The 23,933-nt window shown below is 60.2% G+C and carries 26 protein-coding genes; 7 read left to right on the forward strand and 19 right to left on the reverse strand.

Features of this window, described 5'->3' with window-relative positions:
- The first annotated feature begins 6 nt into the window (after positions 1-6).
- A complete protein-coding gene (locus J7416_RS07410; RefSeq protein WP_209224092.1) occupies positions 7-999 on the forward strand; it encodes a hypothetical protein in 993 nt (330 codons plus the stop codon).
- On the opposite strand, the gene glp is transcribed toward J7416_RS07410, so the two are convergent.
- The 5 genes from glp to J7416_RS07435 form a co-directional block, all read right to left on the reverse strand.
- Positions 1,000-2,265: a gephyrin-like molybdotransferase Glp gene (gene glp, locus J7416_RS07415; protein WP_209224093.1), complete on the reverse strand. Its 1,266-nt coding sequence runs from the start codon at positions 2,263-2,265 to the stop codon at positions 1,000-1,002.
- Entirely contained in the window at positions 2,262-2,753 is a 492-nt protein-coding gene (mobB, locus tag J7416_RS07420) for a molybdopterin-guanine dinucleotide biosynthesis protein B (protein ID WP_209224094.1), read from the reverse strand. Before mobB ends, glp begins: the two co-directional genes overlap by 4 nt.
- Positions 2,750-3,394, reverse strand: a complete 645-nt coding sequence (gene mobA / locus J7416_RS07425) for a molybdenum cofactor guanylyltransferase MobA (RefSeq protein WP_209224095.1) — start codon at positions 3,392-3,394, stop codon at positions 2,750-2,752. The genes mobB and mobA overlap by 4 nt, the downstream gene beginning before the upstream one ends.
- 59 nt (positions 3,395-3,453) lie before the next feature.
- Complete coding sequence (locus tag J7416_RS07430; RefSeq protein WP_209224096.1) at positions 3,454-4,407, reverse strand: AEC family transporter; 954 nt, start codon at positions 4,405-4,407, stop codon at positions 3,454-3,456.
- Positions 4,408-4,505: 98 nt separating this feature from the next.
- Positions 4,506-5,447, reverse strand: a complete 942-nt coding sequence (locus J7416_RS07435) for a formate dehydrogenase accessory sulfurtransferase FdhD (RefSeq protein ID WP_247744169.1) — start codon at positions 5,445-5,447, stop codon at positions 4,506-4,508.
- Between J7416_RS07435 and J7416_RS07440 the strand changes: the two genes are divergently transcribed.
- Positions 5,446-6,162: an AzlC family ABC transporter permease gene (locus J7416_RS07440; RefSeq protein WP_209224097.1), complete on the forward strand. Its 717-nt coding sequence runs from the start codon at positions 5,446-5,448 to the stop codon at positions 6,160-6,162. The genes J7416_RS07435 and J7416_RS07440 overlap by 2 nt on opposite strands.
- Positions 6,159-6,491: an AzlD domain-containing protein gene (locus J7416_RS07445; protein ID WP_209224098.1), complete on the forward strand. Its 333-nt coding sequence runs from the start codon at positions 6,159-6,161 to the stop codon at positions 6,489-6,491. The genes J7416_RS07440 and J7416_RS07445 overlap by 4 nt, the downstream gene beginning before the upstream one ends.
- Here the strand turns inward: J7416_RS07445 and J7416_RS07450 are convergent.
- The 7 genes from J7416_RS07450 to J7416_RS07480 all read right to left on the reverse strand — a co-directional run bounded on the left by J7416_RS07450 (position 6,480) and on the right by J7416_RS07480 (position 12,994).
- Entirely contained in the window at positions 6,480-7,112 is a 633-nt protein-coding gene (locus J7416_RS07450; protein WP_209224099.1) for a hypothetical protein, read from the reverse strand. The two genes, J7416_RS07445 and J7416_RS07450, sit on opposite strands and share 12 nt — an antisense overlap.
- Positions 7,113-7,132: 20 nt before the next feature.
- On the reverse strand, positions 7,133-7,267 hold the full coding sequence (locus tag J7416_RS07455; protein WP_209224100.1) for an aa3-type cytochrome c oxidase subunit IV: 135 nt from the start codon (positions 7,265-7,267) through the stop codon (positions 7,133-7,135).
- A gap of 68 nt (positions 7,268-7,335) precedes the next feature.
- Positions 7,336-7,896: a hypothetical protein gene (locus J7416_RS07460; RefSeq protein ID WP_209224101.1), complete on the reverse strand. Its 561-nt coding sequence runs from the start codon at positions 7,894-7,896 to the stop codon at positions 7,336-7,338.
- Positions 7,883-9,721, reverse strand: a complete 1,839-nt coding sequence (locus tag J7416_RS22825; RefSeq protein WP_209224102.1) for a glycerophosphodiester phosphodiesterase — start codon at positions 9,719-9,721, stop codon at positions 7,883-7,885. The genes J7416_RS07460 and J7416_RS22825 overlap by 14 nt, the downstream gene beginning before the upstream one ends.
- Positions 9,722-9,787: 66 nt before the next feature.
- Positions 9,788-10,240, reverse strand: a complete 453-nt coding sequence (locus J7416_RS07470) for a DUF6173 family protein (protein WP_209224103.1) — start codon at positions 10,238-10,240, stop codon at positions 9,788-9,790.
- A gap of 4 nt (positions 10,241-10,244) precedes the next feature.
- On the reverse strand, positions 10,245-11,291 hold the full coding sequence (locus J7416_RS07475; protein ID WP_209224104.1) for an MBL fold metallo-hydrolase: 1,047 nt from the start codon (positions 11,289-11,291) through the stop codon (positions 10,245-10,247).
- Positions 11,291-12,994 carry an acyl-CoA dehydrogenase gene (locus tag J7416_RS07480; RefSeq protein WP_209224105.1) on the reverse strand — a complete coding sequence of 568 codons (1,704 nt, stop codon included), beginning with the start codon at positions 12,992-12,994 and terminating at the stop codon, positions 11,291-11,293. The genes J7416_RS07475 and J7416_RS07480 overlap by 1 nt, the downstream gene beginning before the upstream one ends.
- Before the next feature lie 135 nt (positions 12,995-13,129).
- On the opposite strand from J7416_RS07480, the gene J7416_RS07485 reads away from it, so the two are divergent.
- A complete protein-coding gene (locus J7416_RS07485) occupies positions 13,130-14,074 on the forward strand; it encodes an L-threonylcarbamoyladenylate synthase (RefSeq protein ID WP_209224106.1) in 945 nt (314 codons plus the stop codon).
- On the opposite strand, the gene J7416_RS07490 is transcribed toward J7416_RS07485, so the two are convergent.
- Entirely contained in the window at positions 14,075-14,629 is a 555-nt protein-coding gene (locus tag J7416_RS07490; protein WP_209224107.1) for a YqgE/AlgH family protein, read from the reverse strand.
- A gap of 151 nt (positions 14,630-14,780) precedes the next feature.
- Here J7416_RS07490 and J7416_RS07495 point away from each other — a divergent pair, with 151 nt between their 5' ends.
- Together J7416_RS07495 and J7416_RS07500 are read left to right on the forward strand one after the other, a co-directional pair.
- Positions 14,781-15,581, forward strand: a complete 801-nt coding sequence (locus J7416_RS07495) for a protein-disulfide reductase DsbD domain-containing protein (RefSeq protein WP_247744170.1) — start codon at positions 14,781-14,783, stop codon at positions 15,579-15,581.
- Positions 15,582-15,594: 13 nt separating this feature from the next.
- Complete coding sequence (locus J7416_RS07500) at positions 15,595-16,014, forward strand: NUDIX hydrolase (protein WP_209224109.1); 420 nt, start codon at positions 15,595-15,597, stop codon at positions 16,012-16,014.
- Here J7416_RS07500 and J7416_RS07505 read toward each other — a convergent pair.
- The 6 genes from J7416_RS07505 to J7416_RS07530 form a co-directional block, all read right to left on the reverse strand.
- Positions 16,011-19,409, reverse strand: coding sequence for an efflux RND transporter permease subunit (locus J7416_RS07505; RefSeq protein WP_209224110.1), 3,399 nt, complete (start codon positions 19,407-19,409; stop codon positions 16,011-16,013). The genes J7416_RS07500 and J7416_RS07505 overlap by 4 nt on opposite strands.
- Before the next feature lie 5 nt (positions 19,410-19,414).
- Entirely contained in the window at positions 19,415-20,869 is a 1,455-nt protein-coding gene (locus tag J7416_RS07510; RefSeq protein WP_209224111.1) for an HlyD family efflux transporter periplasmic adaptor subunit, read from the reverse strand.
- A gap of 106 nt (positions 20,870-20,975) precedes the next feature.
- Positions 20,976-21,518, reverse strand: coding sequence for a molybdenum cofactor biosynthesis protein B (gene moaB, locus J7416_RS07515; RefSeq protein WP_209224112.1), 543 nt, complete (start codon positions 21,516-21,518; stop codon positions 20,976-20,978).
- Positions 21,519-21,524: 6 nt separating this feature from the next.
- Positions 21,525-22,145, reverse strand: coding sequence for a LysE family translocator (locus J7416_RS07520; RefSeq protein ID WP_209224113.1), 621 nt, complete (start codon positions 22,143-22,145; stop codon positions 21,525-21,527).
- A complete protein-coding gene (locus tag J7416_RS07525) occupies positions 22,142-22,741 on the reverse strand; it encodes a metallophosphoesterase family protein (protein WP_209224114.1) in 600 nt (199 codons plus the stop codon). The genes J7416_RS07520 and J7416_RS07525 overlap by 4 nt, the downstream gene beginning before the upstream one ends.
- Positions 22,738-23,505 (reverse strand): uracil-DNA glycosylase, encoded by a 768-nt coding sequence (locus J7416_RS07530; RefSeq protein ID WP_209224521.1) that lies wholly within the window; start codon positions 23,503-23,505, stop codon positions 22,738-22,740. Before J7416_RS07530 ends, J7416_RS07525 begins: the two co-directional genes overlap by 4 nt.
- Before the next feature lie 170 nt (positions 23,506-23,675).
- Here J7416_RS07530 and J7416_RS07535 point away from each other — a divergent pair, with 170 nt between their 5' ends.
- Complete coding sequence (locus J7416_RS07535) at positions 23,676-23,855, forward strand: hypothetical protein (protein ID WP_209224115.1); 180 nt, start codon at positions 23,676-23,678, stop codon at positions 23,853-23,855.
- Positions 23,856-23,933 lie beyond the last annotated feature (78 nt).

Genomic DNA, 23,933 nt, shown 5'->3' on the forward strand with positions numbered 1-23,933 from the left:
TTGACCATGTCAGAGCCCAATCCAGAACAGGATACCGAACGGCCAACCCCGCTGGGGATCTACGACAAGCCGTCGCATCCATCGGTGACCGAGATCGAGATCGTGGCCATTGCCCTCAGCGTGGTCTGGCTGATCGTGTCGATTGTGTTTCTGGTGCTGCCCGGCAAGGTCGATGGCGGTGGTTTTGTCGTGACACTGCTGGCAGTTTTCATGCCGGTCGCGATGATCTGGGTCGCGGCGACTGCCATGCGCGCCAGCCGTGTCATGCGCGAAGAAAGCGCACGACTGCAAACGGCGATCGATGCAATTCGTCAGGCCTACGTGATCCAACAGCAGCGCGCTGCCAGTTTGCAGGAACCCGGCGTCACCCAAAAGCTGGACGAAATCGCCGAAGCCACCAAAAAAGCGGAAACAGCTCTGGCGACTTTTTCGTCAAAACGGACCGAACCGGCGCGGGACAACAACCCGGCCCAAAGCGGCGATCAGACCTCGTTGGAGTTGGGCACTCCGGCGGAAGAGATTGCGCCACCTCTGACGACAGATATCTTCATCCGCGCCCTGAACTTTCCAGAGACACAGGATGACGAAGCCGGGTTTGATGCCCTTCGTCTGGCGCTGCAGGATCGCAAGGTCGCGCAACTGGTGCAGGCCTCGCAGGATGTGCTGACACTATTGAGCCAGGAAGGCATCTACATGGATGACCTGCGCCCTGATATGGCCCGACCGGAAATCTGGCGGCAATTTGCGCAGGGCGCACGTGGCCGCGCCGTGGCCGCATTGGGCGGTATTCGCGACCGGTCCTCGCTGGCGCTGACAGCGGCCCGCATGAAGCAGGACCCGATTTTCCGTGACGCCGCCCACCATTTCCTGCGCCGCTTCGATCACATGATTGTCGAGTTCGAGCCGGATGCCAGCGATGCGGATCTGAATGCCTTGGGCGACACGCGCACGGCGCGGGCATTCATGCTGTTGGGGCGCGTTGCTGGAACCTTTGACTGATCACAGCCCAAAACTGCCATAGGGAATGAAACGCACCAGATCACCGGGCGTGATCTGGCGTTCGCCATCCCCAATCTCTACCAGCCCTTCAGCCCAGCTGAGGCCACTGATCCGGCCCGACCCTTCCGAGGCAAACACCTCGACCCGGCCCTCTCGGACGCGGGCTCGCAGGTATTCGCGACGCCCTGGTTTCTTGCGTTTCTCAAAATCCGCAGGCAGGTCAAAGCCCTGTGGAGCGGACCAGCCTTCACCCGCCATCAGGCCAAGCGCCGGGCGGGCAAAGATCAACGTGCAGACCATGGCAGCAACAGGGTTGCCGGGCAGGCCAAATACCGGCGTCTGGTTCCACATCCCCAACGCCAGCGGACGACCGGGCTTCAATGCGATACGCCATTCCTGCATCGCTCCGGCCTCGCGCAACAGGGCCGAGACGTGGTCTTCATCCCCCGCAGATGCCCCGCCGCTGGTCAGGATGACGTCTGCCTGTTCCGCTGCCTGATCCAAGCGGTTGCGCAAATCGTCCCGGCTGTCTGACACCCGCCCCATATCAACCGGCTGAAAACCAAGCCGGGCGACCAACGACAACAGCATCGGGCGGTTGGCGTCGTAAATCTGACCCGGCCCGGCTGTGTCCCCGGGCTCGATCAGCTCATCCCCGGTCGACAAAACCGCAACCCGCAGAACCTTGCGCAATGGTACGTCAGAGATCCCGGTCGCCGACAGCAGGGCCAGGTCGGCAGGGGTCAGCCTGCGCCCGACGGGCAGCACCAGCTCTCCTTCCGCCACGTCCTCACCGGCTTTGCGAGTGTTCGCCCCCTGTTTCAGCGGACCGTGAAAGGCGATGTGGCCATCCTGAACGGTCACGTCTTCCTCCAGTATCACCGTGTCCACACCGGACGGGAGGGCCGCACCGGTCAACACGCGCAGCGCCGTTCCTTGTGGCACTGCACCATCAAATGGTATCCCCGCCGCCGCGCGCCCCGGATGCAACGGCATAATCTGCGGGCCAGCCGGTGCCGCATCAGAGAACCCGTAACCATCCACGGCCGTGTTGGGCTGAGGTGGATTTGATCGCTTCGCATAAATGTCTTGCGCTAGAATACGCCCCGAGGCTTGTCCCACAGGCAGGGTCTCAACGGCCGTCACCACAGTAAGGCGATCCCGCAACAGGGCTAGCGCGTCGTCTACAGGGGTCCAGTTCACCCCGGCGGGCAAGGCAAAACAGTCGTTTCGCAGCGGCGGAGGAGAGATGTTCGGCGGCGTCATAACCCGACCTCCTGCAAGATAAACGCAGCAATGGCGGCGGTGTCGTTCAGGTCAAAAACGGGGACGTTCAATTTCAGGGGTGCATCGCTGGCAACGGCGCGGATTGTGCTGTTTTCACCGGCCATCAAAGGGTTTCCCGCTTCGGCCCGAAAGGCCTCGACCTTGGGATGGCTTTCCCTTTTATACCCTTCGATCAACACCAGATCGACAGGTGACAGGCGGGTCAGCAATTCGGCCAAAGGCGGTTCGGGCGCGCCGCGCAGCTCCTGCATCACCGCGACGCGTTTACCAGAGGCCAACAGCACCTCGGTCGCGCCAGCCTCGCGATGGCGATAGCTGTCCGTGCCCGGCTGATCCACATCAACCGCATGATGGGCATGTTTGACGGTCGAAACGGTGAAGCCACGCCCGGTGATCTCGGTCACCAACCGCTCCATCAGGCCGGTCTTTCCAGCGTTCTTCCAGCCCGTAACGCCGTAGATTCTCATGCCTGCTCCAGCAACTGTTGTGCACGCGTCAGATCGTCGGGCGTGTTGACGTTGAAGAAGGGATCAAACGGTTCAGCGGGGAACAGGGCCTCGCGCCCGTCATGCTCGTCGGTCCACAAGACCACCTTGCGCAATCCGCCGTTCAAAGCGTCGCGCAGATCATCGCGTAGGGCCACGGGCCACAGGCCAAAAGTCGGGTGCCGGTTCACCCGCTTACCGCCGCCGGATTTCAAGGCTTCGTCCCCGGTTCGCGGCGTTGTGGCCAAAACCAGCGGGTGCTTTTGGCCGTTTGATGCAGCAACCAGTCTTTCGACCAGATCGCGCGGAAAAAACGGCGTATCGGCTGCGGCGGTGACGATACTGTCGCCCCCCTGCTCTGCCGCCCAGTCGAGGCCCGCCAGAACGCCGGCCAAAGGGCCGGCAAACCCTTCGATCGTGTCTGGCAGAACGGGCAGGTTCAGATCAGCAAACCGTTCCGGATCACCATTGGCGTTCAGCGCTATACCGCCCACCTGCGGCGTCAAACGGGCGATCACATGAGACAACAGGCTCTGCCCGCCAATGGTCAGCAGGCCCTTGTCACCCCCACCCATCCGAGTGGCCAGACCGCCTGCGAGGATTACGCCCAAAGGGGTGTTCATTACCGCACCTTACTGCTTTCACCGAAGTGATCCGTCATTGGCACCGTTGTAGATTGAACTCAGTTCAATTGGAACGCCGTTGGATACATATGGTGCAGGACAAACAGCCACATGATCAACGTACCGACCGCCAGAAAGGATGTCGCCGACACGATATGCGCGGCAAGCTGCGGTTCCTGATCGTAATGCTTGGCCAAAAGAAAGATGTTTTTGGCCGTGGGCACAGCGGCGGAAACGGTCGCCGCGATGGTCCACAGCGGATCAAGACCAATCAGATGCGCCGCCAGCATGACAAGACCCGGCGCCACGATCAGTTTGACGACCGTCAGAAACAGGATCAGTGGCCCCGTCTGAACAATTGTCCGAACGCTGGTCGTAAACCCGATCGCAAACAGCGCAACCGCGGCCAACGCCTGACTGAGAAGTTCCAGATAGTCGGAAACAGCATCCGAAAACCCGATTCCGGTAATTGAATACACCACGCCCAACAGGGTGGCGGCGATGATCGGGTTCTTCAGAACGTTCAGCAGAATCTTATAGATCGGCGTTCTGGCGTTTGCTTTGTGCCCCGCCGAGCTTTCCAGAATGGTCGTCATCACCAAAAACAAGATCGCGACGACAAGGTTCGCCAAAACCGCTGGCAATGCTCCCTTGGAGCCAAAAATCGCGTGCAGGATCGGCAGGGCAACCAATGCCGTATTTGACGCCACACCTGCAAATGCAGCTACGGTCGCCGAACCCACCTTAAACGCGACCACAGTCTTAAGACCCAGAAACAACACGACGAACAGCGCCAGCAAGGTTCCGCCGTAAGAGATGTAGAAGCCATAGTTCAGAAGGTTCGCAAACTCTTCCTGCCCGATCAGATAGAACATGATGGCCGGGATCAGGACATAGACCGCGAATTGCACCAGCGCGTCGGATGTCTCCTTGCTCAGCAAGTTGGTCCACGAAAACACATAGCCGGTCAGGATCACCGCAAAGACCGGCGCAATGAGATTGATCAACTCCATAACATACTCAAAATGCCAAAAACCCTTGTCGGGCCAGCTTAGAGCACACCCATCGGAATTCGCAGAGTTTTTTCAGGTCAGCTACGGGGCGCGAGAAATCAGGCCTGCGAGCTTTTCCTTTTGTGCTTCTTGTCTTCGACCGGAACAGTTGACGGGTCCACATCCCGAACCAGTCGATCTTCGCCCGACAGACACACGAACCGCTGCCCCCGCATACGTCCGATCAACGTCAGCCCGACCTCGCGCGCGATCTCAACGCCCCAGGCGGTGAATCCTGACCGCGACGCAAGCACGGGAATGCCCATCATCGCCGTTTTGATCACCATCTCCGAGGTCAAGCGACCGGTGGTGTACAGTATTTTATCCTCGGCCGCCTCGCCCTCGGACAACATCCAACCAGCGATTTTGTCGACGGCATTATGCCGACCGACATCTTCCATATAGACCAGAGGGCGGTTTTCCCGGCACAGAACTGTGCCGTGGATCGCTCCGGCCTCTAGGTACAAAGACGGGGTCCGGTTGATCCTTGCGGCCAAATCATACAGCCAAGAGGTGCGCACCTGAACCTGCGGCAGGCGGACGTCCTCCAACCCCTCCATCATGTCGCCAAACACCGTACCTACGGCGCAGCCACTGGTGCGGGTCTTTTTCTTCAGCTTGTCCTCATACGAGGTCTCGCGTGCAGTGCGCACGACCACGGTTTCCAGATCATCATCGTATTCGACACGTGTGATCTGGTCGTCGGCCAGCAGCATCCCCTGATTGCGCAAAAATCCCAGCGCCAGATATTCCGGGTAGTCGCCAATCGTCATGGCGGTCACGATTTCCTGAGAATTGAGGAAAATCGTCAGAGGGCGCTCTTCGACCACCGAGATCTGGCTGGCTTCGCCATTCTGATCCACGCCCTCGACGGCGCGGGTCAAGCGGGGCGCGCCGGGATCGGGGGCGATGATGTAGTCTGACAGGTTCTGTTCCGTGGCCAATTGCAACCCTTTCCCAAGACCGCTACTGCTGCGGACAACACCATAGGATTTAGCCATGGCAGACACCACATCCAAGTCATACTACTGGAAGGGTTTTCGCGACGGGACCCCGTTTGTTTTTGTGGCGATTCCTTTTGGCACCCTGTTCGGCGTCTTTGCAACCGAGGCTGGCCTGAACATCATCCAGACAATGGCCTTCACGTCGACCGTGTTTGCCGGGGCCGCACAGTTTGCTGCGTTACAATTGCTGCAGGATCAAACCCCGACCGCAATTATCCTGATTTCCGCTCTGGCAGTGAACCTACGGATGGCGATGTATTCGGCCTCGCTGACGCCCTATCTGGGTGCTGCGCCTATGTGGCAAAGGGCCTGCGCGGCTTATCTGACCGTTGATCAATCTTACGCAAGCTCGATCGTTCAGTTCGAAAAAGAGCCGAAAATGACCGTTCCCCAGCGCATGGCGTATTTTGTGGGCTCGGTCACTCCGATCACGCCGCTTTGGATACTGGCGACCTACCTCGGGGCGGTATTGGGCACGCGAATCCCCGAAAGCTGGGCATTGGATTTCGCCTTGCCGATCACGTTTCTGGCCATGATCGGGCCGATGATGCGCACTTTCCCGCATGTTGTGGCTGCGCTTGTGGCTATTGTCGTCTCGCTTCTGACGGTGGCAATTCCATTCAATCTGGGCCTGCTGATCGCGGGATGCGCAGGCATGATCGCAGGGGCGCAGGCCGAAGTGATTGCTGAACGCAGAAAGGTCAACGCATGACCAAGCCGGATCCCGTCACCATCTGGACGATCATCGTCGGGCTTGCAATCGGCAGCTATGCCTTGCGGTTCGTCTTCATCGGTCTGGTTGGCGATCGCCCCATGCCACCGTGGCTGCTGCGCCATCTGCGCTATACTGCCGTGGCCATCATTCCTGCCCTGATCGCCCCGCTGGTGGTCTGGCCAACGGCGACGGGCGGTCAACCGGATATTCCGCGCATGGCAGCGGCGGCTGTGGCAGTGACTGTTGGCCTGTTCACCAAAAACGTAATTGCCGCGATCTTTTCGGGCGCGGGTACATTGTACAGTCTTCTTTACCTACTGGGGTGATGTCGCTTCCAGCTGGTTCAAACGCTCGTTGTTAAACGCCAGCCCTTTTTGCAGATCTGCATCGTCGTTTTCACGATATTCAGCCGTCTGTACGCCCGGCAACTGGCCAAACTGCTCGGACAATTTTACCGGGTAGAACGTGGTCTTTATCTGCTCGAAACCAGGCACCTGCTGCAATAGCTGCGCGGTCGAATTGGCACAGAATGCACCGGCCACCGGACCTGATTGTTTTGCCAACTGCAGTGCGATCTCGGCCTGTTGGGGCGACACCTCGATCGTCTGGATACGCGCATAATGTGTCTCGCGCGCGTGGCTGCTGCGGTAGGCGCGCTCGACATTCGGAGTGATGCCGTACAGCACATCATCCTTGATCGGCACCACATCTGCCCGGAATGAGCCGGCAGGATCAAAAATCACCCGCTCACTGCCGCTGATCATCAGCGACGTGTGCGCACCCGAGCCTGTCCGGGTGCTGATCATGGTATAGAGCGTCAGGGTCGACGGCCCCGGATCCCGGTAGGACCGCGCCGCTACTTCAGCCGGATCCGCCTGTGGGCGCTGCGACCCGGCACAGCCCGCAACAGTTGCTGCCAAAAGGCAGGCAATCAAAATCCTGATCACGGTCGACCCCGTTTCTTGGATTAAGAGGCGAAGACCGCCAGGAACAGGCAAAGAAAGACAATGGCAACCACACACCAGGTGGTCGCTTTGATGAAGCCATCAAAGGTTTTGGTTTGAACAGTGATGTCCATTTCGCCGTGCTTGTGTTCAGCCATGTGACTCAGATTCCCAATTCGCGTGTTTGAGATGTTGGATAATCGAAAATAAAGGGCCTGTCACCACGTCATTCGCGCGCAGGTGTCAAAGGTGCAAACACCGAACATCCCGGATACCCAAACCCCCATCGCCACGGCAGCCCCGAACAGGGCCCGCCGCCAAAACGAACGGCCGCGAACATCGCCTCGGCCGTGACAGAATGAGCGGTGCGAATCTGTTCGGGCGTCATATCGTACCGCTCGGCGTATTCGTCGGCATGGTCGACCCCGTGCTGGCTGACGCAGGCGCGCAACGTGTCATCGGCCGACAGGCGCGCGGTATAGCTATCTTCGGCCCGAAGGGCGCCACCCGCGTGGTGATAGGCGCGGTCATGGGCGACGCAGCAATACTCCCACGGTGGATGCGCCTCATAAAGCGCGCGAAAGCTGGGAAAGGTGTCGGCCACAAAACGCCAGCTCGACGATAGGCCACCCGAGCAGCCATCGGTTTCAAAAGCGGATAAATCGGCACCATCCCTTTGCGCCATCAGGGCACGATGAGCCGGCAATTCGAACGTGCGCAGGACATCCTGCGCCTGGGCCGGTGCAGCGATCAGAAAAAGGACCGCCGCCAGACTAAGGGCTTTCATCGCGCATCGCCTGAGTATCAACGGACATGCCGAAGGTTGTGGCCAGCCACAGCAGCAAGCGCTCGCCCGGACCCATCTCAGCGCGCACGCGCAGTACTTCGTTGGCCATGGCGGGTCGGTCGGTGATCAACCCGTCTACACCCATCGAAGCCATGGCTGACATCTGCAGCGGATCATTCACTGTCCAGACATAGATATCCTTGCCGGCCGCATGGACCGAATTCACCAGTCCGGGCGTTGCCATCGCTGCGTTCACGGCAACAAAATCACCCTCCAGCCCCGACAAATCGCCCACAGCAGTCGCCGCAAGAACCCCTGCCCGCCAGTCGGGCCGGATGGACTTCATCTTTTGCACCGCCGGGTATTTCAGCGACATGGTTGCGATATCGTCCTGCATGCCAAGTTCCTCGACAATGGCTGCAACCCGGTTCTCCAGATCGACATCGTGACCGTAATACTTCAGCTCAATGATGACCTTGGACTTGCCTTTTGCCGCCTCCAGCACATCGCGCAGCGTGGGCGTACGTTCCTCGGCGAATTCGGGACCAAACCAGCTGCCGATATCGATCTGGGCGATGTCGTCCATCGTTGCATCCCAGACCTTGAGGTCGACGCCTGCCAGTTTCATGAAGTCGCTGTCATGCGCAACGATCACCACATCGTCCGCGGATTCCTGAACGTCAATCTCGACCCAGTCAGCCCCGTCTTCGATTGCCTTAACGACCGACGCCATAGTGTTCTCGGGCCGCAGCGCGGCTGCTCCGCGATGGCCGATCACCTCGGCCCTGTCAGGGGCTTGAACGCGTTCCAACAGGTACTGTCCGAACCACAGCCCAACAAACACGGCGACGGCTGCGGCGCCGACTGCCGCAAGCAAAGGAACGCGTAGACTGCCGGGTTCAGGATGCGGCGGCTCCGAAGTCTCGATCTCGAAGAACCCGTCAAGCAATACCGCAAGAGCGCCAAGTGCCGTTGCCGCCAGAACCAAACCAGCCAGTGACCAGATTCCGGCAACACCCAAGCTGTAGATCAGCGCCAGGCGCAGGTTTGCCGCCCCCTGCAGCGGCACCAGCGCGAACAAAAGCCCCGCCACCCAGGCGATCACTGCAGCAATGACAAGGCGCATCCCCAGCCACATGGCCAACTCTAACTTGAGGCGTCCGCGCTTGCCCTCCATCCGGTTCGCGCTGACGTTGAATGCGTGCCCCGGATGGACACCTTCGAACAGCACCAGATGCAGCGACAACGCCCAGGCTGATAGACGACGGATCAAAACCCAGGCCATGACCAGTACAACCGCGCCGATCAGCCCCACGGCCAGCCAAAATGACGGCGGGTGGAAGGTCAGGTAATAGTTGATGTCATATTCAGTAAGTGTCCACCACGCGATCAGCGCGGACACCGCAGCAAATGGCACAACCAGCACCAGAACCCGCAATACAAACCGAACGGCAAACCCGAACAGCGCAGGCAGGCGCGAAAGAATCAGACCAATGGCCGAACTGCCCGCACGCCAGGGGTCGGACTCGCCCATCCTCAGTGAGCCCGCCATGACCGAGAATACAAAGACCTCAGCCAGCAGGAACAGGCTGAGCACGGCAACGGCGGCGACAAACCCCGCCGGTGACAGGATGAACGCAGCGATGGCCTGATCGGTCAGCGCGGTTTGGTTGGACAAACTCACCGCCAAATTCACCACAATGGCTACACCCGGCGCGATCAATGCGACCAGCAGCAGGCGCACCACGATATAGATGGGAACAAACACGCGTCGGCGTGCCCATGCACCTTTGTATGCAGTTGAAACAGCTGAGAAATGAGTCACGCGCGGACGCCCCCTTGAAGATGCACTCATTCAAGGCTGCGCAGACGTGAATTGCAAGTCAGGCGGTCAGCTTTCTTCCAGATCCGCGGCCAGTCGGAACCCGATGCGGTTGGCGGGCTTGTCTTCGACCGATTTGGGCATGGCCCGCAACATGACGTTCAGCTGACTGACATGCTGCACCAGCTGGGTCCGCCCTCCAGTCGCGTCCGAACCGTAGAAGGTGATGACGTCGGGGTCAAAATACCCCATCCCTTCGATCCGCAGGACGCCAGCATCCCCGCCGGTGAAACCCATCGCGACCTCTTGGTCGCCGGTCAACGTCTTTTCGAAGTTCTGGATGTACAGGATCAGTCGTTCATAGGCCCATTGCGCCGGGCTTTTGGTCTCAACCGGTTTCTGCAATTGGCCGGGCAAATCCTTGTTGCCCGACTCGGCTTCGGGGTTGGCATGCACTTCGTAACAGCGGGGCAGTGCCGCGGCTTCGGCGGCTTCGGCCGATGTTTCGATCTGATCCTGCATGGCTTTACCCTTTATGCTGAAACTCCCACGCCCCATCCGCGCGACGCGTTCGGGTGACAGCTCCAATGTGGTAAAGATGGTTCAGATGTGCAACCGCTTCGACCAGAGCCAGACCATACTCACCCGGGCCGATCTGACGCTTGAACAGGGGCACAAAACACTCTGCTGCCGTTTTGGGTGTGTCCAGATAGTCCTGTAACCGCTTCAGCGCACCATGGTGATTGTCGATCAACTGCTTCATCCGAATGGGCAGTCCTTTGAACGGCAACTTGTGCCCGCCCAGCGCAAGATGATCGGGCTGCGCGAGCCCCATGAGCCTCTCGCAGGCCTCAAGCCATTCTGCAACCGGATCCGCCAAGGGTTCGGTGACATAGACCCCCAGATTGGGGCTGATCGAGCTGAGAATCTGGTCGCCAGTGATCACGAGGTTGTCGTCGCGGCTCCAGAAAGTGGCGTGTTCGGGAGCGTGGCCGTTACCCATATGGACGTCCCAGTCGCGCCCGCCCATACGGATCACGCTGCCCTGCTTGATCCGGGTAAAGCCCAGAGGCATCGGGTAGACCGTGTCGCAATAGTTGAACGGACGCTCAGCCATCCGCTTGGCCAGAATGTCGGGTGCCATACCCGCGCTGCGGTAGTAATCTAGCGTTTCCTGCGGCCAGCTTTCCTGAACATCCAACTGCAGCATGCGCGAAAACAGCCATGACGTGCGCGAGGTTACCAGCTCGGCGCCATGTTCCGACTGGAACCAGCCCGCGTTGCCCACATGGTCGGGGTGATGGTGCGTCACCACCACGCGTTTGATCGGCTTGCCCGCCAACGGGCCCGCCATCAGCGTTTCCCAAATACGCCGGGTTTTGTTCGACGACATGCCCGTATCGATGACGGTCCAGCCATCGCCATCATCCAGCGCATAGATATTGACGTGGTCCAGCGCCATGGGCAGCGGCAGCCGCATCCACAGAACGCCTTCGGCAACTTCGATCGCCTCGCCTTCCGCCGGAGGTTCGGGCCAAGGGTATCTGATCGCCAAAGGGGTATCGCCATCCATTACGCCACAAACTCCTCGGCACTCAGGGCAAAGACATCATTCGCCCCGGGCTGGGCCTGACCCAGAAAACCTGAAAACTCGGGCAACAGCGCGTTGATATAAAACCGCGCCAGTTTGAACCGTGGTCCATCAGGCTGCGCCAAGGCAGCTTTCAGATGGTAGTGGGCGCCCAGAACACGCGCAAAGGCCCGCAGATATGGCACAGCTCCGGCAAAGCGGGCATTCAGGTCCGATTGTGCGACCATCCATTCGGTCGTTTCGCGCAGGCTTTCGGTCGCCTCCCATACGGGACCGGCCAGCTCGGGCATCGTGGCGCGGGCCTGTTCGGCGTGATCCTCGATCTCGTCCAGCAGGCGCGAGGCCGCATCACCACCATCCATCATCTTGCGCGCAACGAGGTCCATGGCTTGAATGCCGTTTGTGCCTTCGTAAATCGCGGTGACGCGGACATCGCGGTAGTATTGTGCTGCACCGGTCTCTTCGATGAAGCCCATGCCCCCGTGCACCTGCACACCGGTTTCAGATACGCGCATGCCCGTCTCGGTTCCAAAAGCTTTGCTGATCGGTGTCAGCAGAGCGGCACGGGCAATCCAGTCAGGGTCGCCGGTGGCGTTGCCCATGTCGATGGCGGCCGCGTTTGCCAGCATGATTGCGCGCGCGGCGAATGTATCAGCGCGCATGCTCATCAGCATCCGGCGCACATCCGCGTGGTCAATGATCGTACCCGACGGCGTCTTGCCCTGCTTGCGTTCCAGCGCATAGGCCAGCGCGTGCTGATACGCACCTTCGGCACAGCCAACGCCCTGTCCGCCGACACCCAGACGCGCGTTGTTCATCATGGTGAACATCGCAGCCATTCCGCCATGTTCCCGACCAATCAACCACCCCTTGGCACCGTCATACTGCATGACACAGGTAGGCGAGCCGTGCAGGCCCATCTTGTGTTCGATCGAGACGACTTTCAGATCATTGGCAATACCGGGGTTTCCTGCCTCATCCGGCAGGAACTTCGGAACCAGGAACAGGGATATCCCTTTGGTTCCCGGAACACTGTCCGGCAAGCGCGCCAGAACCAGATGACAGATATTCTCTGCGAAATCATTGTCGCCCCACGAGATATAAATCTTCTGCCCCGTGATCGCGTAGGTGCCATCCCCATTGGGCACGGCTTTGGACGTCAACGCACCAACGTCCGATCCGGCCTGCGGTTCGGTCAGGTTCATGGTCCCCGACCATTCCCCCGCCATCATCTTGGGCAGATAGAGCGCTTTGATCTCGTCGCTGGCGTGGTGTTCCAGCGCTTCGATTTGGCCCTGTGTCATCAGGGGGGCAAGCTGCAGCGACAAGCAGGCCGCCGACATCATCTCGTTAACGGCCGTGGTCAGGGTCATCGGCAGACCCATGCCGCCATATTCGGGATCACCGCTCATCCCGATCCAACCGCCATCGGCGATTGCCTTCCAACCATCTGCGAATCCGGGCGAGGTCCGCATCACGCCGTTTTCCAGCCGCGCGGGCTCAAGATCGCCGGGGCGTTGCAGCGGGGCCATGACCTCTTCACAGAGTTTGCCGGCTTCGGTCAGGATTGCACCAACCACATCTTCGCTGGCGGACGAAAACTTCTCGGTTGCCGCGATTTCGTCAAAGCCGACAGCGTGCCGGAACAGGAATTCATAATCAGAGATTGGCGCGCGATATGGCATATCTTCCCTCGGGGCTGTCTGATTGCGTTTTGCGACGGGCTTGGAATTTCTGAAGCCCACCTTTATGCATCTGGGTTCAACCGATTACGTATCGGGCCACATGCTATACGCAATCAGAACGCGGCGTCACCACCCATGATCCCCAACGGCACAATGAATTTATCCGCAGATCCGGCCGGAATCGCGCAGGCCGCAGACCTTTTGCGGCAGGGGTTGCTGGTGGCCATCCCGACCGAGACAGTTTATGGCTTGGGCGGCGATGCCCGCAATGGCGAGGCCGTCGCCAGCATCTATGCCGCCAAGGGGCGGCCCAGCTTCAACCCTCTGATCGCGCATGTGGCTTCGGTCGAAGCCGCGCAGCGTTTTGTGGCGTGGTCCGATCAGGCACAGGCCTTGGCCGACGCATTCTGGCCCGGCCCGCTGACTCTGGTTCTGCCGCTGCGCCCCGGTCACGGCATTTCCTCGCTGGTCACCGCCGGGTTGGAAACCCTTGCCGTCCGTGTCCCTGCGCACCCCGCCGCGCGTGCCGTTCTAACCGCGTTCGATGGGCCGGTCGCTGCGCCTTCGGCCAATCCGTCGGGGCAAATCAGCCCCACGACGGCTGCTCATGTACTGGCTGGCCTGAACGGACGCATCGCTGCGGTGTTGGACGATGGGCCCTGCGGCGTCGGCTTGGAAAGCACGATTGTGGGCCTTGCGGGTGAGCCCGCCCTGTTGCGCCCCGGTGGTGTCGCACTGGAACAAATCGAAGCTGTTCTGCACACGCAACTGCATCACCATCAACCCGGCGACGCGCTGAATGCGCCGGGGCAACTGCAATCCCACTACGCGCCAGATGCGCCCGTTCGCCTGAACGCCAGCAGCGCTCAGGGTGACGAAGTTTTATTGGGTTTTGGACCGGTGGACTGCGACCTGAACCTGTCAGCTGCCGGTGATTTGACTGAGGCAGCCGCGACCTTGTTCGCTGCGCTGCACAAGCTGAACGAAACCGGCAGGCCCATTGCCGTCACGCCGATTCCGCAGCACGGTTTGGGTGCAGCGATCAATGACCGCCTGCGTCGGGCCGCTGCCCCACGCTAGTCACGCACGCCCAGAATCGGCCGACAGGATCAGTGGGTCAACGCCCAAGGTTGCCAGCGCGGCCTCCCATTTTTCGTCATCGGGCACATCGAACACCAATTTCGAGGACGCCTCGGTCGTCAACCAGCCGTTCATGCCGATCTCATCCTCAAGCTGCCCCGGCCCCCAGCCGGAATAGCCCAAGACCAGAGTTGAGTTCAAAGGCCCGCGTCCCGAAGCCAGGTCTTCGAGAATATCCAGCGTCGCGGTCATGCTGAAATCTTCGTCGATCTGCATCGAGTGCAGGTTGGCCTCATAGTCTGAGCTGTGCAGGACAAATCCGCGCGACATCTCGACCGGGCCGCCAAAATGGACCAGACGCTCACCCACAACAGGGATGCGGCACGGGATATTGAGCTGGCCCAACAAGGTCTTCAGCCGCAGATCCGACGGTTTGTTGATGATCAGGCCCATCGCGCCTTCTTCGCCATGGCTGCACAGGTACACCACCGAATGATCAAAGCGCGGATCACCCATGCCGGGCATCGCAATCAACAGTTTTCCGGTAAGATCCATAGGCCGACATCTCTTGGTAGGTCTGTGGCAACAATGACCCTTGGTCACCCGGAATAGCAAGGGATCAGCGCATATTTCCGCAGATTTCATCCCGGTGACCGGAACGTGACTTGGAATCCCGGCGCTGACCGCGCATTTATAGGACATGAACATGAAGATCACGGTCCCTGCGATGGCTCTGACCATCGGTTTGTCCCTGCCCGCAACAGCGCAGGTCAATGGACCTGTGGCCGAGCTGGATATTCTGGACGGCGGGCGCACCGCACAAGGCACTTACCTGGGCGCCGTGCGCGTGACGCTGCAGGACGGGTGGAAGACCTATTGGCGCGCACCGGGTGACGCGGGCATTCCACCAGAATTCGACTGGAACCAATCCAACAATGTGGGCGACGTGTCGATTACCTGGCCCGCCCCGGATGTATTCGACCAGAACGGGCTGCAATCGATCGGATATGAAAACCAACTGGTTTTGCCGGTCGAGATCACGCCGAAGAACCCTTCCAAGCCCATAAAGCTGAAGGGAACAATGGATCTGGGCGTCTGCAAGGATGTCTGCATCCCTGAACAACTGGAATTCAATCACACGCTGGATACCGAGGCGGGGCGCAACCCTGCGATCGCGGCAGCGCTTGCTCAGAGGCCATTCTCGGCGCAAGAGGCGAGTGTGTCTCAGGCCAGCTGTCGCCTGTCGCCTACATCTGACGGAATGCAGATCGAAGCGCGGGTTACCATGCCTTCGGCCGGCGGGCGCGAGGTCGCGGTGATCGAACCGGGAAACCCTGCCCTTTGGGCCTCGCAAACTCAGACCACGCGGGCGGGCGATACGCTTGTCGCGACGTCCGAGGTGATCAACGCGGCGGGCGGGCCATTTGCGCTGGACCGCTCCGAGATTCGGATCACCGTTCTGGGGGCCAATCACGCCGTGGACATCAAAGGGTGCAGCGCAGGCTAAGCCCCATGAGATCATGACCCAATCCCCGAAAATCGGCGCTTTGGCGGTTGTCCTGCATCAGGATCACGTATTGCTTGTGCAACGCAGCAAGCAACCGGACGCAGGTTTGTGGGGGTTCCCCGGTGGTCACGTGGAATGGGGTGAAACCGTCCTTGAGGCCGCACAGCGGGAATTGCGCGAGGAAACTGCGGTCATCGCCGAGCCGCTGCACTATCTGGACAACCTCGACCTGTTGCGCCGGAATGAAAGTGGCGAAACTCTGGTGCATTACCTGCTGGTTGGAGTGGCTTGCCAGTACCAATCCGGAACGCCGGTCGCAGGCGATGATGCGCTGGATGCACGTTGGTTCCCGTTGGATCAGATCCGCCAAGGCGATCTGCCGATGAGCAACCGTGTTATCGACTTGCTGGAAACCGCCCTTTCCCGCGCCTAGGTCGTCGCCCCTTTCAGCCGAGAATACACCAGACCCGAAACCGTGACGCTAAGTACCAGTATAACGGCAGCGCCAGCAAGGAATGCACCCAGCCCCATCTGCAAAATGGCGATACCATCTTCGGCGGCATAAAGCCCGGACACCGCCCCTATAGGCGCGCCATAGACCGCAGGCCAGACCATTGTCAGCCCAAACCAGATCAGCATCGCCAGACCTGTACAGGCCAACGCCCCCTGCACCACGCGGTCCGGCGCGCGGGCGGCCCGGCGCATCGCTGTCATTGGGCGGGACAGATCGTTCAGAATGGCCAACAGCGCCGGAACCAGAAGCAACACCAGCAACATGCCAAAGCCAAGGCCGTACACCAGCGTTATGACGGTGGGTTTGAGGAATTGCGCTTGTTGTGAGCCTTCGTAAAGCAATGGGGTCAGACCCAGAACCGTGGTCAGCGTGGTCAGCATCACGGGGCGCAACCGGTCTGCCGTGCCCTCGATGATCGACGGCACCAGTCCGCGCTCTTGTTGGTATTCGTCGATTGTTGTCACCAAAACAATCGAGTCGTTGATAATGATCCCCGTCATCCCCAGCAGGCCGACAACCGTGAACATACTGAGCGGCACATCCCACAGGTAGTGTCCCCAGATCGCGCCCACCAAGCCGAACGGAATAATTGCCATCACAACCAGCGGCCGCGACCAGCTGGCGAAAACCCAGGCCAGCACAAGATAGATACCGGTCAGGCAAAGAATCAGGCCTGTTCGCGCCTCGGACAAGAACTCGTCCTCTTGTTCGCTCAATCCAGCCATGCGCCATTCGACCTGCCGTTCCGAGGCGATCTTGGGCAGGATTTCTTCGCCCATGGCGCGCGCGATCTCTGCCGCCTGCGCCGGGTCGTCTTCCGAGATATCACCATTCACCGCGATCACCCGAAGACCGTTTTCGCGCCGGACGGTCGAGAAACCGGATTTCCGCTCGACCGAGACAATATCGGCCAACGGCACGTAGACACCGTCCGGCGTGCGCATCAGTGTGCGCTCCAGGAAGTCGGCTGTCAGCTCGCCCTCGGGCAGCTCGACCCTGATCTCGGCGCTACGCGGACCATCTGGGAATGTCGCCGCCTCGATCCCGTTCAGCCGGTCGCGCAATACCCGGCCCAGCGTTTCAATGCGGAAGCCCAGCGCCTCGCCCTGCGCTGTCAGGTCGAGGATGTATTCTTCCTTGTCATAGGCCAGATTGTCTTCCAGAGCCGACACCTCGGGGTATTTGGACAATTCGGTCTGCAAATCTTCGGACGCAGCCTTGAGCGTGTTCACATCCGCGCCATAGAACTGAACATCGATGGCATCGCCGCCCGGACCGGACCGCCAGCCGCGGAAACTGAGCAGCTCGACCTTGGGATGACGCGGGACGAAATCCTGCAACTCTCCCACGAATTCGAAACTGGAATAGGGGCGCAGGTCGGCATCGATCAGCTCGATCGAAATTCCGCCCAGAAGATCATTGTCCTTACCATCCGCAGCGGACAGCCCAAAGCCTGCGCTGCCGCCAACTTCGGCCAGCACATAATCGATCGGGTTACGGCCGTGCCGCTCTTCGTAGATTTTGCCCAGTTCGTCAGCGGCGCGCTGCAGCTCGTGCATCATGGCCAATGTGTCGTCCCGGGTGGCTCCTTCGACCATGATGAAGTTGCCTGTGACCGAACCACGTTCCGGTGCGTTGAAGAACCGCCAGTTCACGTCGCCCCGGATGAACAAGGCCAATTGGCTGGCCAGGATCACCACCATCAGCGCCACGACCACGTAGCGTCCCCAGACGACCCAGGCAATCAGCGGGCGGAACAGATGATCGCGCACCCAACGGAATCCGCGATTGACCACGCGGTTGGGCATATCATACCAGTGTTCCTTGGCCGAATGCGCGATGGCATGGGCCATGTGGTTGGGCAGGATCAGAAATACCTCGATCAGCGAGGCGATCAGAACCGCGATTACGGTGAAGGGGATGTCGCGGATCAATTCCCCGAACCTGCCCCCGATTGCGGTCAGACCGAAAAAGGCAATCACTGTTGTCAGGGTTGCGGCAAAGACCGGCATCGCCATGCGCCGCGCGGCGCGCTCGGCGGCCACCACCGGTGCCTCGCCCAGACGACGCGCGCGGAAATCGGCATGTTCACCCACAACGATGGCATCATCAACGACGATGCCAAGCGTGATGATCAGCCCGAACAGCGAAACCATATTGATCGACAGCCCGCCGATATACATGAAAGCAATTGCCGCAGACATTGCGACCGGAATCCCGGCGGCAACCCAAAAGGCGATGCGCGCGTTCAGGAACAAGAACAGCAGGCAAACCACAAGGCCCAATCCCACCAAACCATTATCGACCAGAATATCCAGACGGTCGGTGATGGCTTGGGCACGGGTGCGGATCAGCTCGACCGTGACACCTTCGGGCAGGCTGGCCTGCATTTCACGCACGACGTCTTCGACAGTGTGTTGGATCTCGATCGCATCGCCGAGGTTCGAACGGTCGATCCTGATCGACATAGCCGGGTTTTCGCCGACAAAGTAGCTGCGATCGCGATTGACCCCTTCGACCCGAATCTGCGCCAGATCACCCACAAGCAGCTTGGACCCATCGGCAAAGTTACGCAGGGCGATGCCTTCGATTTCTTCAGGCGTGCGTTTCTCGGTTCCCGTGCGAATACGGGCATTCGCGCCGGTCACATCCCCAGCAGGATTTGCATTCACCTCGGCGGCAACGGCTGACGCCACTTCGGACAGCGTTATGTCGTTGGCAATCAACTGAGCAGTTGAAATTTCCACCACTATGCGAGGCGCGGCAAGGCCCCGGATTGTCGTGCGCGTGACGCCGACAGCGAAGAGACGGTTGATCAGTTCGTCCGTGAATTTGGCCAATTGATCAGGGTCGACCGGACCGGTAACGACCACATCGGTCACCCGATCCCGCCATGCCCCGCGACGGATTGTCGGCTCTTCCGAGTCGTCTGGCAGGTTTGTGACACTGTCGACCGCCGTGCGCACTTCTTCGACAGCCCGCGACATGTCCCAATTGGGTTCAAACTCCAACCGGATACTAGCGCGACCTTCGCGAGAGGTCGCCTCGGTACTGGCAACCCCCTCAACGGCCAGCAAGGCGGGTTCAAGGACCTGAACGATGCCGTTGTCGACATCTTCGGGACCGGCCCCGTCCCATTCCACATTAACGTCGACACGTTCGAGGATGACATCGGGAAAGAACTGAGCCCGCATGTTCGGGATCGCCGCAGCACCCAGAACCAACATCACGAGAAGCAGCAGATTTGCGACCGTGCGGTGACGCGTGAAATAGCTGAGGATGCCGCCCGCTGCGCCGGGGATTTCGCGCATCATAACGCCTAGCCCCCAGCCCGGTTTTCAAGTCGCTGCACCAACGATGCAGGCACCTTGGCCTCGCTGAGTTGGCCCAAAACCCGTTCCTTGACGGCCTCGGGCATGCGAGTGCTGGATTCAACCTGAGCGACAAGCCGAGCGCGCTGTTCCTCTGACAGCTCGACCATATCCGGCGCGGCTCCGGCGTTTTCGTCAATTCGCAACGGCCGCACCCGCACGCCTGAGCCCAGCAGCGGTGTGCGAGCAATCACGATCTCGCGCCCTTCCAGACCTTCGCCCCGCAGCAGAACTTCGTCCCCCTGGCGGCGGATCAGTTCTACCGGCAACGCCTCGAGCCGGTCGCCTTCAGCCAACACCAGAACCGTACCAACGGCATCCAGAACCGACGACGGCAGTCGCACAACGTTGTCCAGCGGTTGCTCCTCGACAGTGACGGTTACGAAATCGCCCGGCTTGAATCCCGAGGCGTCATCCAATCGGGCATAAATCAATCGCCCGGTCTGACCTTCGCCCGCCGAGCCGCTGTCACGGCTGATGCGGCCCTGGGCTGTCAGATCGGTTCCCGTGACCTCAAGCGAGACAGTAACCGGCGCGTCGATCAGATCGCCATCGGCATCCAGCAATCGAACGTATTGTGCGGTCGAGACACGAAAGGCGACCTCAAGCGCAGTGGGGTCGACAAGCTCAGCAAGCTTTTCATTCGCGGACACCAATCGCCCTTCGACCAGCGTCACATCGGTCAGTGTCCCGCTAAAACGGGCGCGGATGGTCATGTCATCAAGATCGCGTTCTGCGGCTTCCAGCGCGATGCGGGCCCGGGCCAGCAGCGTTGTCGCCTGATCCACGCGGGATTCGGCCTGAGCCAGCGCAATCCGGCGCGCCAGAACCGCTTGCTGCGCCGCAGCCTCGGCCAGTTCGGCCTCTTCCACCGCGGCTGCAGCCCCAACACCACGGGTTTGCAGGTCCTGCTGGCGCTGCAACGCGCGCCCCCGCAGTTCTGCCTGCGCCTCGGCCGCGTTCAACTCGTCCTGCGCCAGCAACAACGACCGTTCTGCGTCCCGCTCTTCGAACTGCGCATCCAGCAGATCCGACTTGGCGCGATCCAAGGCAGACTGGGCATCAGCAGGGTCCAGTTCGACCAAAATCTCCTCAGCGGTGACTGCGCCACCATCTTCAAAATCCTCGGACAGCCCAACAACGCGCCCACCCAAAGCGGCCCGCAGTTCCAGCCTGCGGCGGCTTTGAACTTCGCCAAAGGCTTCCAGGTTCGGGGTAACCGTTTCAAATTCCGCTGGCCGCACTGTCACAGCAAAGACGCGTTCGCGCGCCTGCGGGGCAGAGTCTTCGCGCGTCAGAACGTCCTGCACTGCGCCCGAGATCATTTGCGCGGCCACAAACAACAGTGCCAGCGTCAGCGACGCCAGAAAGACTCCTACAAGGCTTTGCCTCAGAAATCGCATATAAAAATCACCCCGGTTGCATCAGGCTGCCATTCACAAAAGGTAGCCGCACAGCAGAAAATGCCAAGCCACAAAGCGGTTACGAATGTTTAAACGTGCGGCCAGTCTACTTCCGTCGCAAATGTTCGTCCAATCGGGGCATTATTTCCACAAAGTTGCAGGGACGGTGGCGGTAGTCGAACTGTTTCTCCAAAATCCCGTCCCAGGCGTCCTTGCACGCGCCCGGACTGCCCGGCAAAGCAAACAGGTAAGTCCCGCCGGCAACACCACCCGTGGCGCGCGACTGGACCGCTGAAGTACCGATCTTTTGCATTGAAATGATGGTGAAAACGGTGCCGAAGGCGTCGATTTCCTTCTCGTAAACGTCCCGATGTGCCTCAACCGTCACGTCGCGGCCTGTCAGACCCGTGCCACCGGTCGAAATCACGACATCAATTTCGGGATCGCCGACCCACAGGCGCAGTTGCGCCGCGATTTCACCGCGCTCGTCACGGATGATCTTGCGGTCAACCAAGACATGACCCGCGCGCTCGATCCGTTCGACCAATGTCTGGCCCGAGCGATCATCTTCGACAGACCGCGTGTCCGAAACGGTCAGAATAGCAATACGGATCGGAATGAATTCAAGACTTTCGTCAATGCGTGACATATTGCGTCAGGCCCTTTCCATGATGGCGAGTCGAACGGCGAGGGCCGTGAAAATCCCTCCGGTCACCCAACCCATGATGCGTGAGGCGCGCGGGTTCGAGATCAGCATTTTGCCTGCGCCACCGGCAAAAATGCCAACCAGCCCGTTCACCACAAAACCGCCGATCGCAATAATCGCGCCAAACGTCAGGAACTGCACAAGGATCGAGCCCGCGGCCGGGTTCACGAATTGTGGGATAAAGGCCAGTACAAACAGGATCACCTTGGGGTTGGTCAGATTCACGATCAGCCCATCCCGAAACGCGAACCGCGTGGGTCTGGGTGGTGCATCCGCCGAGACGGCACCGTTTCGTATGGCTCCCCACGCCAGGTACAGCAGGTACCCCACGCCCACCCAACGGATCACATCGAATAGCCACGGCAGGCTGTTCACAGCCGCGCCCAAGCCCAGACCGGCCAGCAAAACATGCACCAACAACCCGGTCGCAACACCCGCGCTGGCCACCAGCGCCGGTCTGGAGCCTGACTTCAGACCCTGACCAAAGCAGAACATCATGTCAGCGCCGGGCGTGAAATTCAGCGCCAGAGCTGCCGGGATGAAGGCCAGCAGCGTAACCGTGTCAATCATGTGGTTACCTCGAACCAATTTATCTTGGGGCCCAGGTTGGCGACCTGCGTTACGCCGATCGAGCCGCGATACCCCCAGCTGTCATGAATATGACCGCACAAAGCGTATTGCGGCTGCAACCGCTCGATCGCATCCCGCACGGCAACCGAACCAACCGCGTCGCCCATCGACGTGGTATCGCCATGACCCTTGGGTGGAGAATGGGCGATCAGAATATCAGCGCCATCGCATCTGTCCAAAAGCTCGGCCGCTTCGGGCTCTGTCAGATCGCAAGACCAGTCGCCGAACGGCGTCACCGGAACTCCATAGCCAAGGCCGAACAAACGCAGCCCGTCCACCGTCATGCCGGTACCATGCAGCACGTGCACACCTTCGGGTGCGGCATCGACCAGTTCACCGGCACTTTCCGCATTGCCCGGAACCAGTATCAGGGGGGTGTTGATGCCAGACAGCATCGCCATCGCCTCGCCCAGCCCCTGCCGCATGTTGCAATAGTCCCCGGCCCCGATGACCAGATCCGCCTCGTCGCTGGCCGCCACCACCTCGGCTGCGCGATTGCGCGCCATGTGCAGGTCCGAGAATGCGAGGATTTTCACGCCTTGCCCTCCAACCTTGCTTTCAACTCGAGCAAATCGGCCCAGGTCTGCCGTTTCATCTGTGGTTGGCGCAACAGGTAGGCCGGGTGAAACATTGGGATCACTGGCAGATCCATCGCCTGATCCCACTGACCCCGCAACCGCGTGATGCCCCGTTTGCCCAGAACGGCCTGACAGCTGATGTTGCCCATCACCACCAGAACCTCGGGTTTAGCAAGCGCTACATGGCGTTCAAGAAACGGCTTCATCATGCCGATTTCTTCGGGCTTGGGGTCGCGGTTCTGCGGCGGACGCCATGGCAGGACGTTGGTGATATAAACGTTCTCGGCCCGGTTCAGGTCAATCGCCGCCAGCATCCGGTCCAGCAATTGCCCGGCGCGTCCCACGAAAGGCTTACCCTCGCGATCCTCATCGCGGCCCGGTGCTTCTCCGATAATCATCACGCGGGCACCCGGCGTGCCGTCGGCGAAAACCAACTGCCGCGCGCCGCGTTTGAGTTCGCAATGGTCAAATGCGCCCATAGCCGCTTGCAATTGGTCCAGCGATCTCGCGGCCTGAGCCGTGGATTTGGCAACTGCGACGGGATCCACCTCTTTGGGCTTCTCGGGCGCGGTCTGAGCCTGTGGGGGCTTTTTGGCTTTTGGTGCGTTATCCGGCAGCGCATACCGATCTATCGGTGTATCCCCGATCGCATCCGTTGCGCCCAGTTCAATCTGCCATTCCAGCAGCGCCCGCGCGGTATGATAGTCCAAAGCCGATTCCATAACCCTCAATCTAACCACCTTTTGACCGAGGGAAAGCAGATAGGCCTTGATTGGGCGGTCCGTCGCGCCGACCATTGGCCTGTTCATGTTGTGTGTTTTGCGATTCCTTTTGTTCAGTTTGCTGCTGACCGTGTTCAGCGGCCCGGCCTCTGCGCAGTTTCCGGACAGATATGGCCAGTGCCGTGCCGGGCAGTTCAAATGCGGCAGCACCTGCTGCTCTGGCGGCCAAAGGTGCAGCTTTGACGGTCGCTGTATCCCCTTGGGCGGCACCTATTGCGGCGGCGGCAGAACCTGCGGCCCGTTCGAACGTTGCGTTGCGGGCGGCACGCGTTGTGCACCAGCCGGGTTGAACAAGTGCCGATCTCGGCTGGACTGTCCCGGCGGTAGCTTTTGCAATGCCCGAGGCGAGTGCGAGAAAAACACTCCCG

The organism is Ruegeria sp. R14_0 (assembly GCF_017743975.1).
GTDB lineage: Bacteria > Pseudomonadota > Alphaproteobacteria > Rhodobacterales > Rhodobacteraceae > Ruegeria.

Bases quoted from the DNA above. Each gene is read 5' to 3' on its own strand.
- J7416_RS07410 (WP_209224092.1), top strand. From the start codon at position 7: ATGTCAGAGCCCAATCCAGAACAGGATACCGAACGGCCAACCCCGCTG.
- glp (WP_209224093.1), bottom strand. From the start codon at position 2,265: ATGACGCCGCCGAACATCTCTCCTCCGCCGCTGCGAAACGACTGTTTT.
- mobB (WP_209224094.1), bottom strand. From the start codon at position 2,753: ATGAGAATCTACGGCGTTACGGGCTGGAAGAACGCTGGAAAGACCGGC.
- mobA (WP_209224095.1), bottom strand. From the start codon at position 3,394: ATGAACACCCCTTTGGGCGTAATCCTCGCAGGCGGTCTGGCCACTCGG.
- J7416_RS07430 (WP_209224096.1), bottom strand. From the start codon at position 4,407: ATGGAGTTGATCAATCTCATTGCGCCGGTCTTTGCGGTGATCCTGACC.
- J7416_RS07440 (WP_209224097.1), top strand. From the start codon at position 5,446: ATGGCAGACACCACATCCAAGTCATACTACTGGAAGGGTTTTCGCGAC.
- J7416_RS07435 (WP_247744169.1), bottom strand. From the start codon at position 5,447: ATGGCTAAATCCTATGGTGTTGTCCGCAGCAGTAGCGGTCTTGGGAAA.
- J7416_RS07445 (WP_209224098.1), top strand. From the start codon at position 6,159: ATGACCAAGCCGGATCCCGTCACCATCTGGACGATCATCGTCGGGCTT.
- J7416_RS07455 (WP_209224100.1), bottom strand. From the start codon at position 7,267: ATGGCTGAACACAAGCACGGCGAAATGGACATCACTGTTCAAACCAAA.
- J7416_RS07460 (WP_209224101.1), bottom strand. From the start codon at position 7,896: ATGAAAGCCCTTAGTCTGGCGGCGGTCCTTTTTCTGATCGCTGCACCG.
- J7416_RS07470 (WP_209224103.1), bottom strand. From the start codon at position 10,240: ATGCAGGATCAGATCGAAACATCGGCCGAAGCCGCCGAAGCCGCGGCA.
- J7416_RS07475 (WP_209224104.1), bottom strand. From the start codon at position 11,291: ATGGATGGCGATACCCCTTTGGCGATCAGATACCCTTGGCCCGAACCT.
- J7416_RS07480 (WP_209224105.1), bottom strand. From the start codon at position 12,994: ATGCCATATCGCGCGCCAATCTCTGATTATGAATTCCTGTTCCGGCAC.
- J7416_RS07485 (WP_209224106.1), top strand. From the start codon at position 13,130: ATGATCCCCAACGGCACAATGAATTTATCCGCAGATCCGGCCGGAATC.
- J7416_RS07490 (WP_209224107.1), bottom strand. From the start codon at position 14,629: ATGGATCTTACCGGAAAACTGTTGATTGCGATGCCCGGCATGGGTGAT.
- J7416_RS07495 (WP_247744170.1), top strand. From the start codon at position 14,781: ATGAAGATCACGGTCCCTGCGATGGCTCTGACCATCGGTTTGTCCCTG.
- J7416_RS07500 (WP_209224109.1), top strand. From the start codon at position 15,595: ATGACCCAATCCCCGAAAATCGGCGCTTTGGCGGTTGTCCTGCATCAG.
- J7416_RS07505 (WP_209224110.1), bottom strand. From the start codon at position 19,409: ATGATGCGCGAAATCCCCGGCGCAGCGGGCGGCATCCTCAGCTATTTC.
- J7416_RS07510 (WP_209224111.1), bottom strand. From the start codon at position 20,869: ATGCGATTTCTGAGGCAAAGCCTTGTAGGAGTCTTTCTGGCGTCGCTG.
- moaB (WP_209224112.1), bottom strand. From the start codon at position 21,518: ATGTCACGCATTGACGAAAGTCTTGAATTCATTCCGATCCGTATTGCT.
- J7416_RS07520 (WP_209224113.1), bottom strand. From the start codon at position 22,145: ATGATTGACACGGTTACGCTGCTGGCCTTCATCCCGGCAGCTCTGGCG.
- J7416_RS07530 (WP_209224521.1), bottom strand. From the start codon at position 23,505: ATGGAATCGGCTTTGGACTATCATACCGCGCGGGCGCTGCTGGAATGG.
- J7416_RS07535 (WP_209224115.1), top strand. From the start codon at position 23,676: ATGGCCAGTGCCGTGCCGGGCAGTTCAAATGCGGCAGCACCTGCTGCT.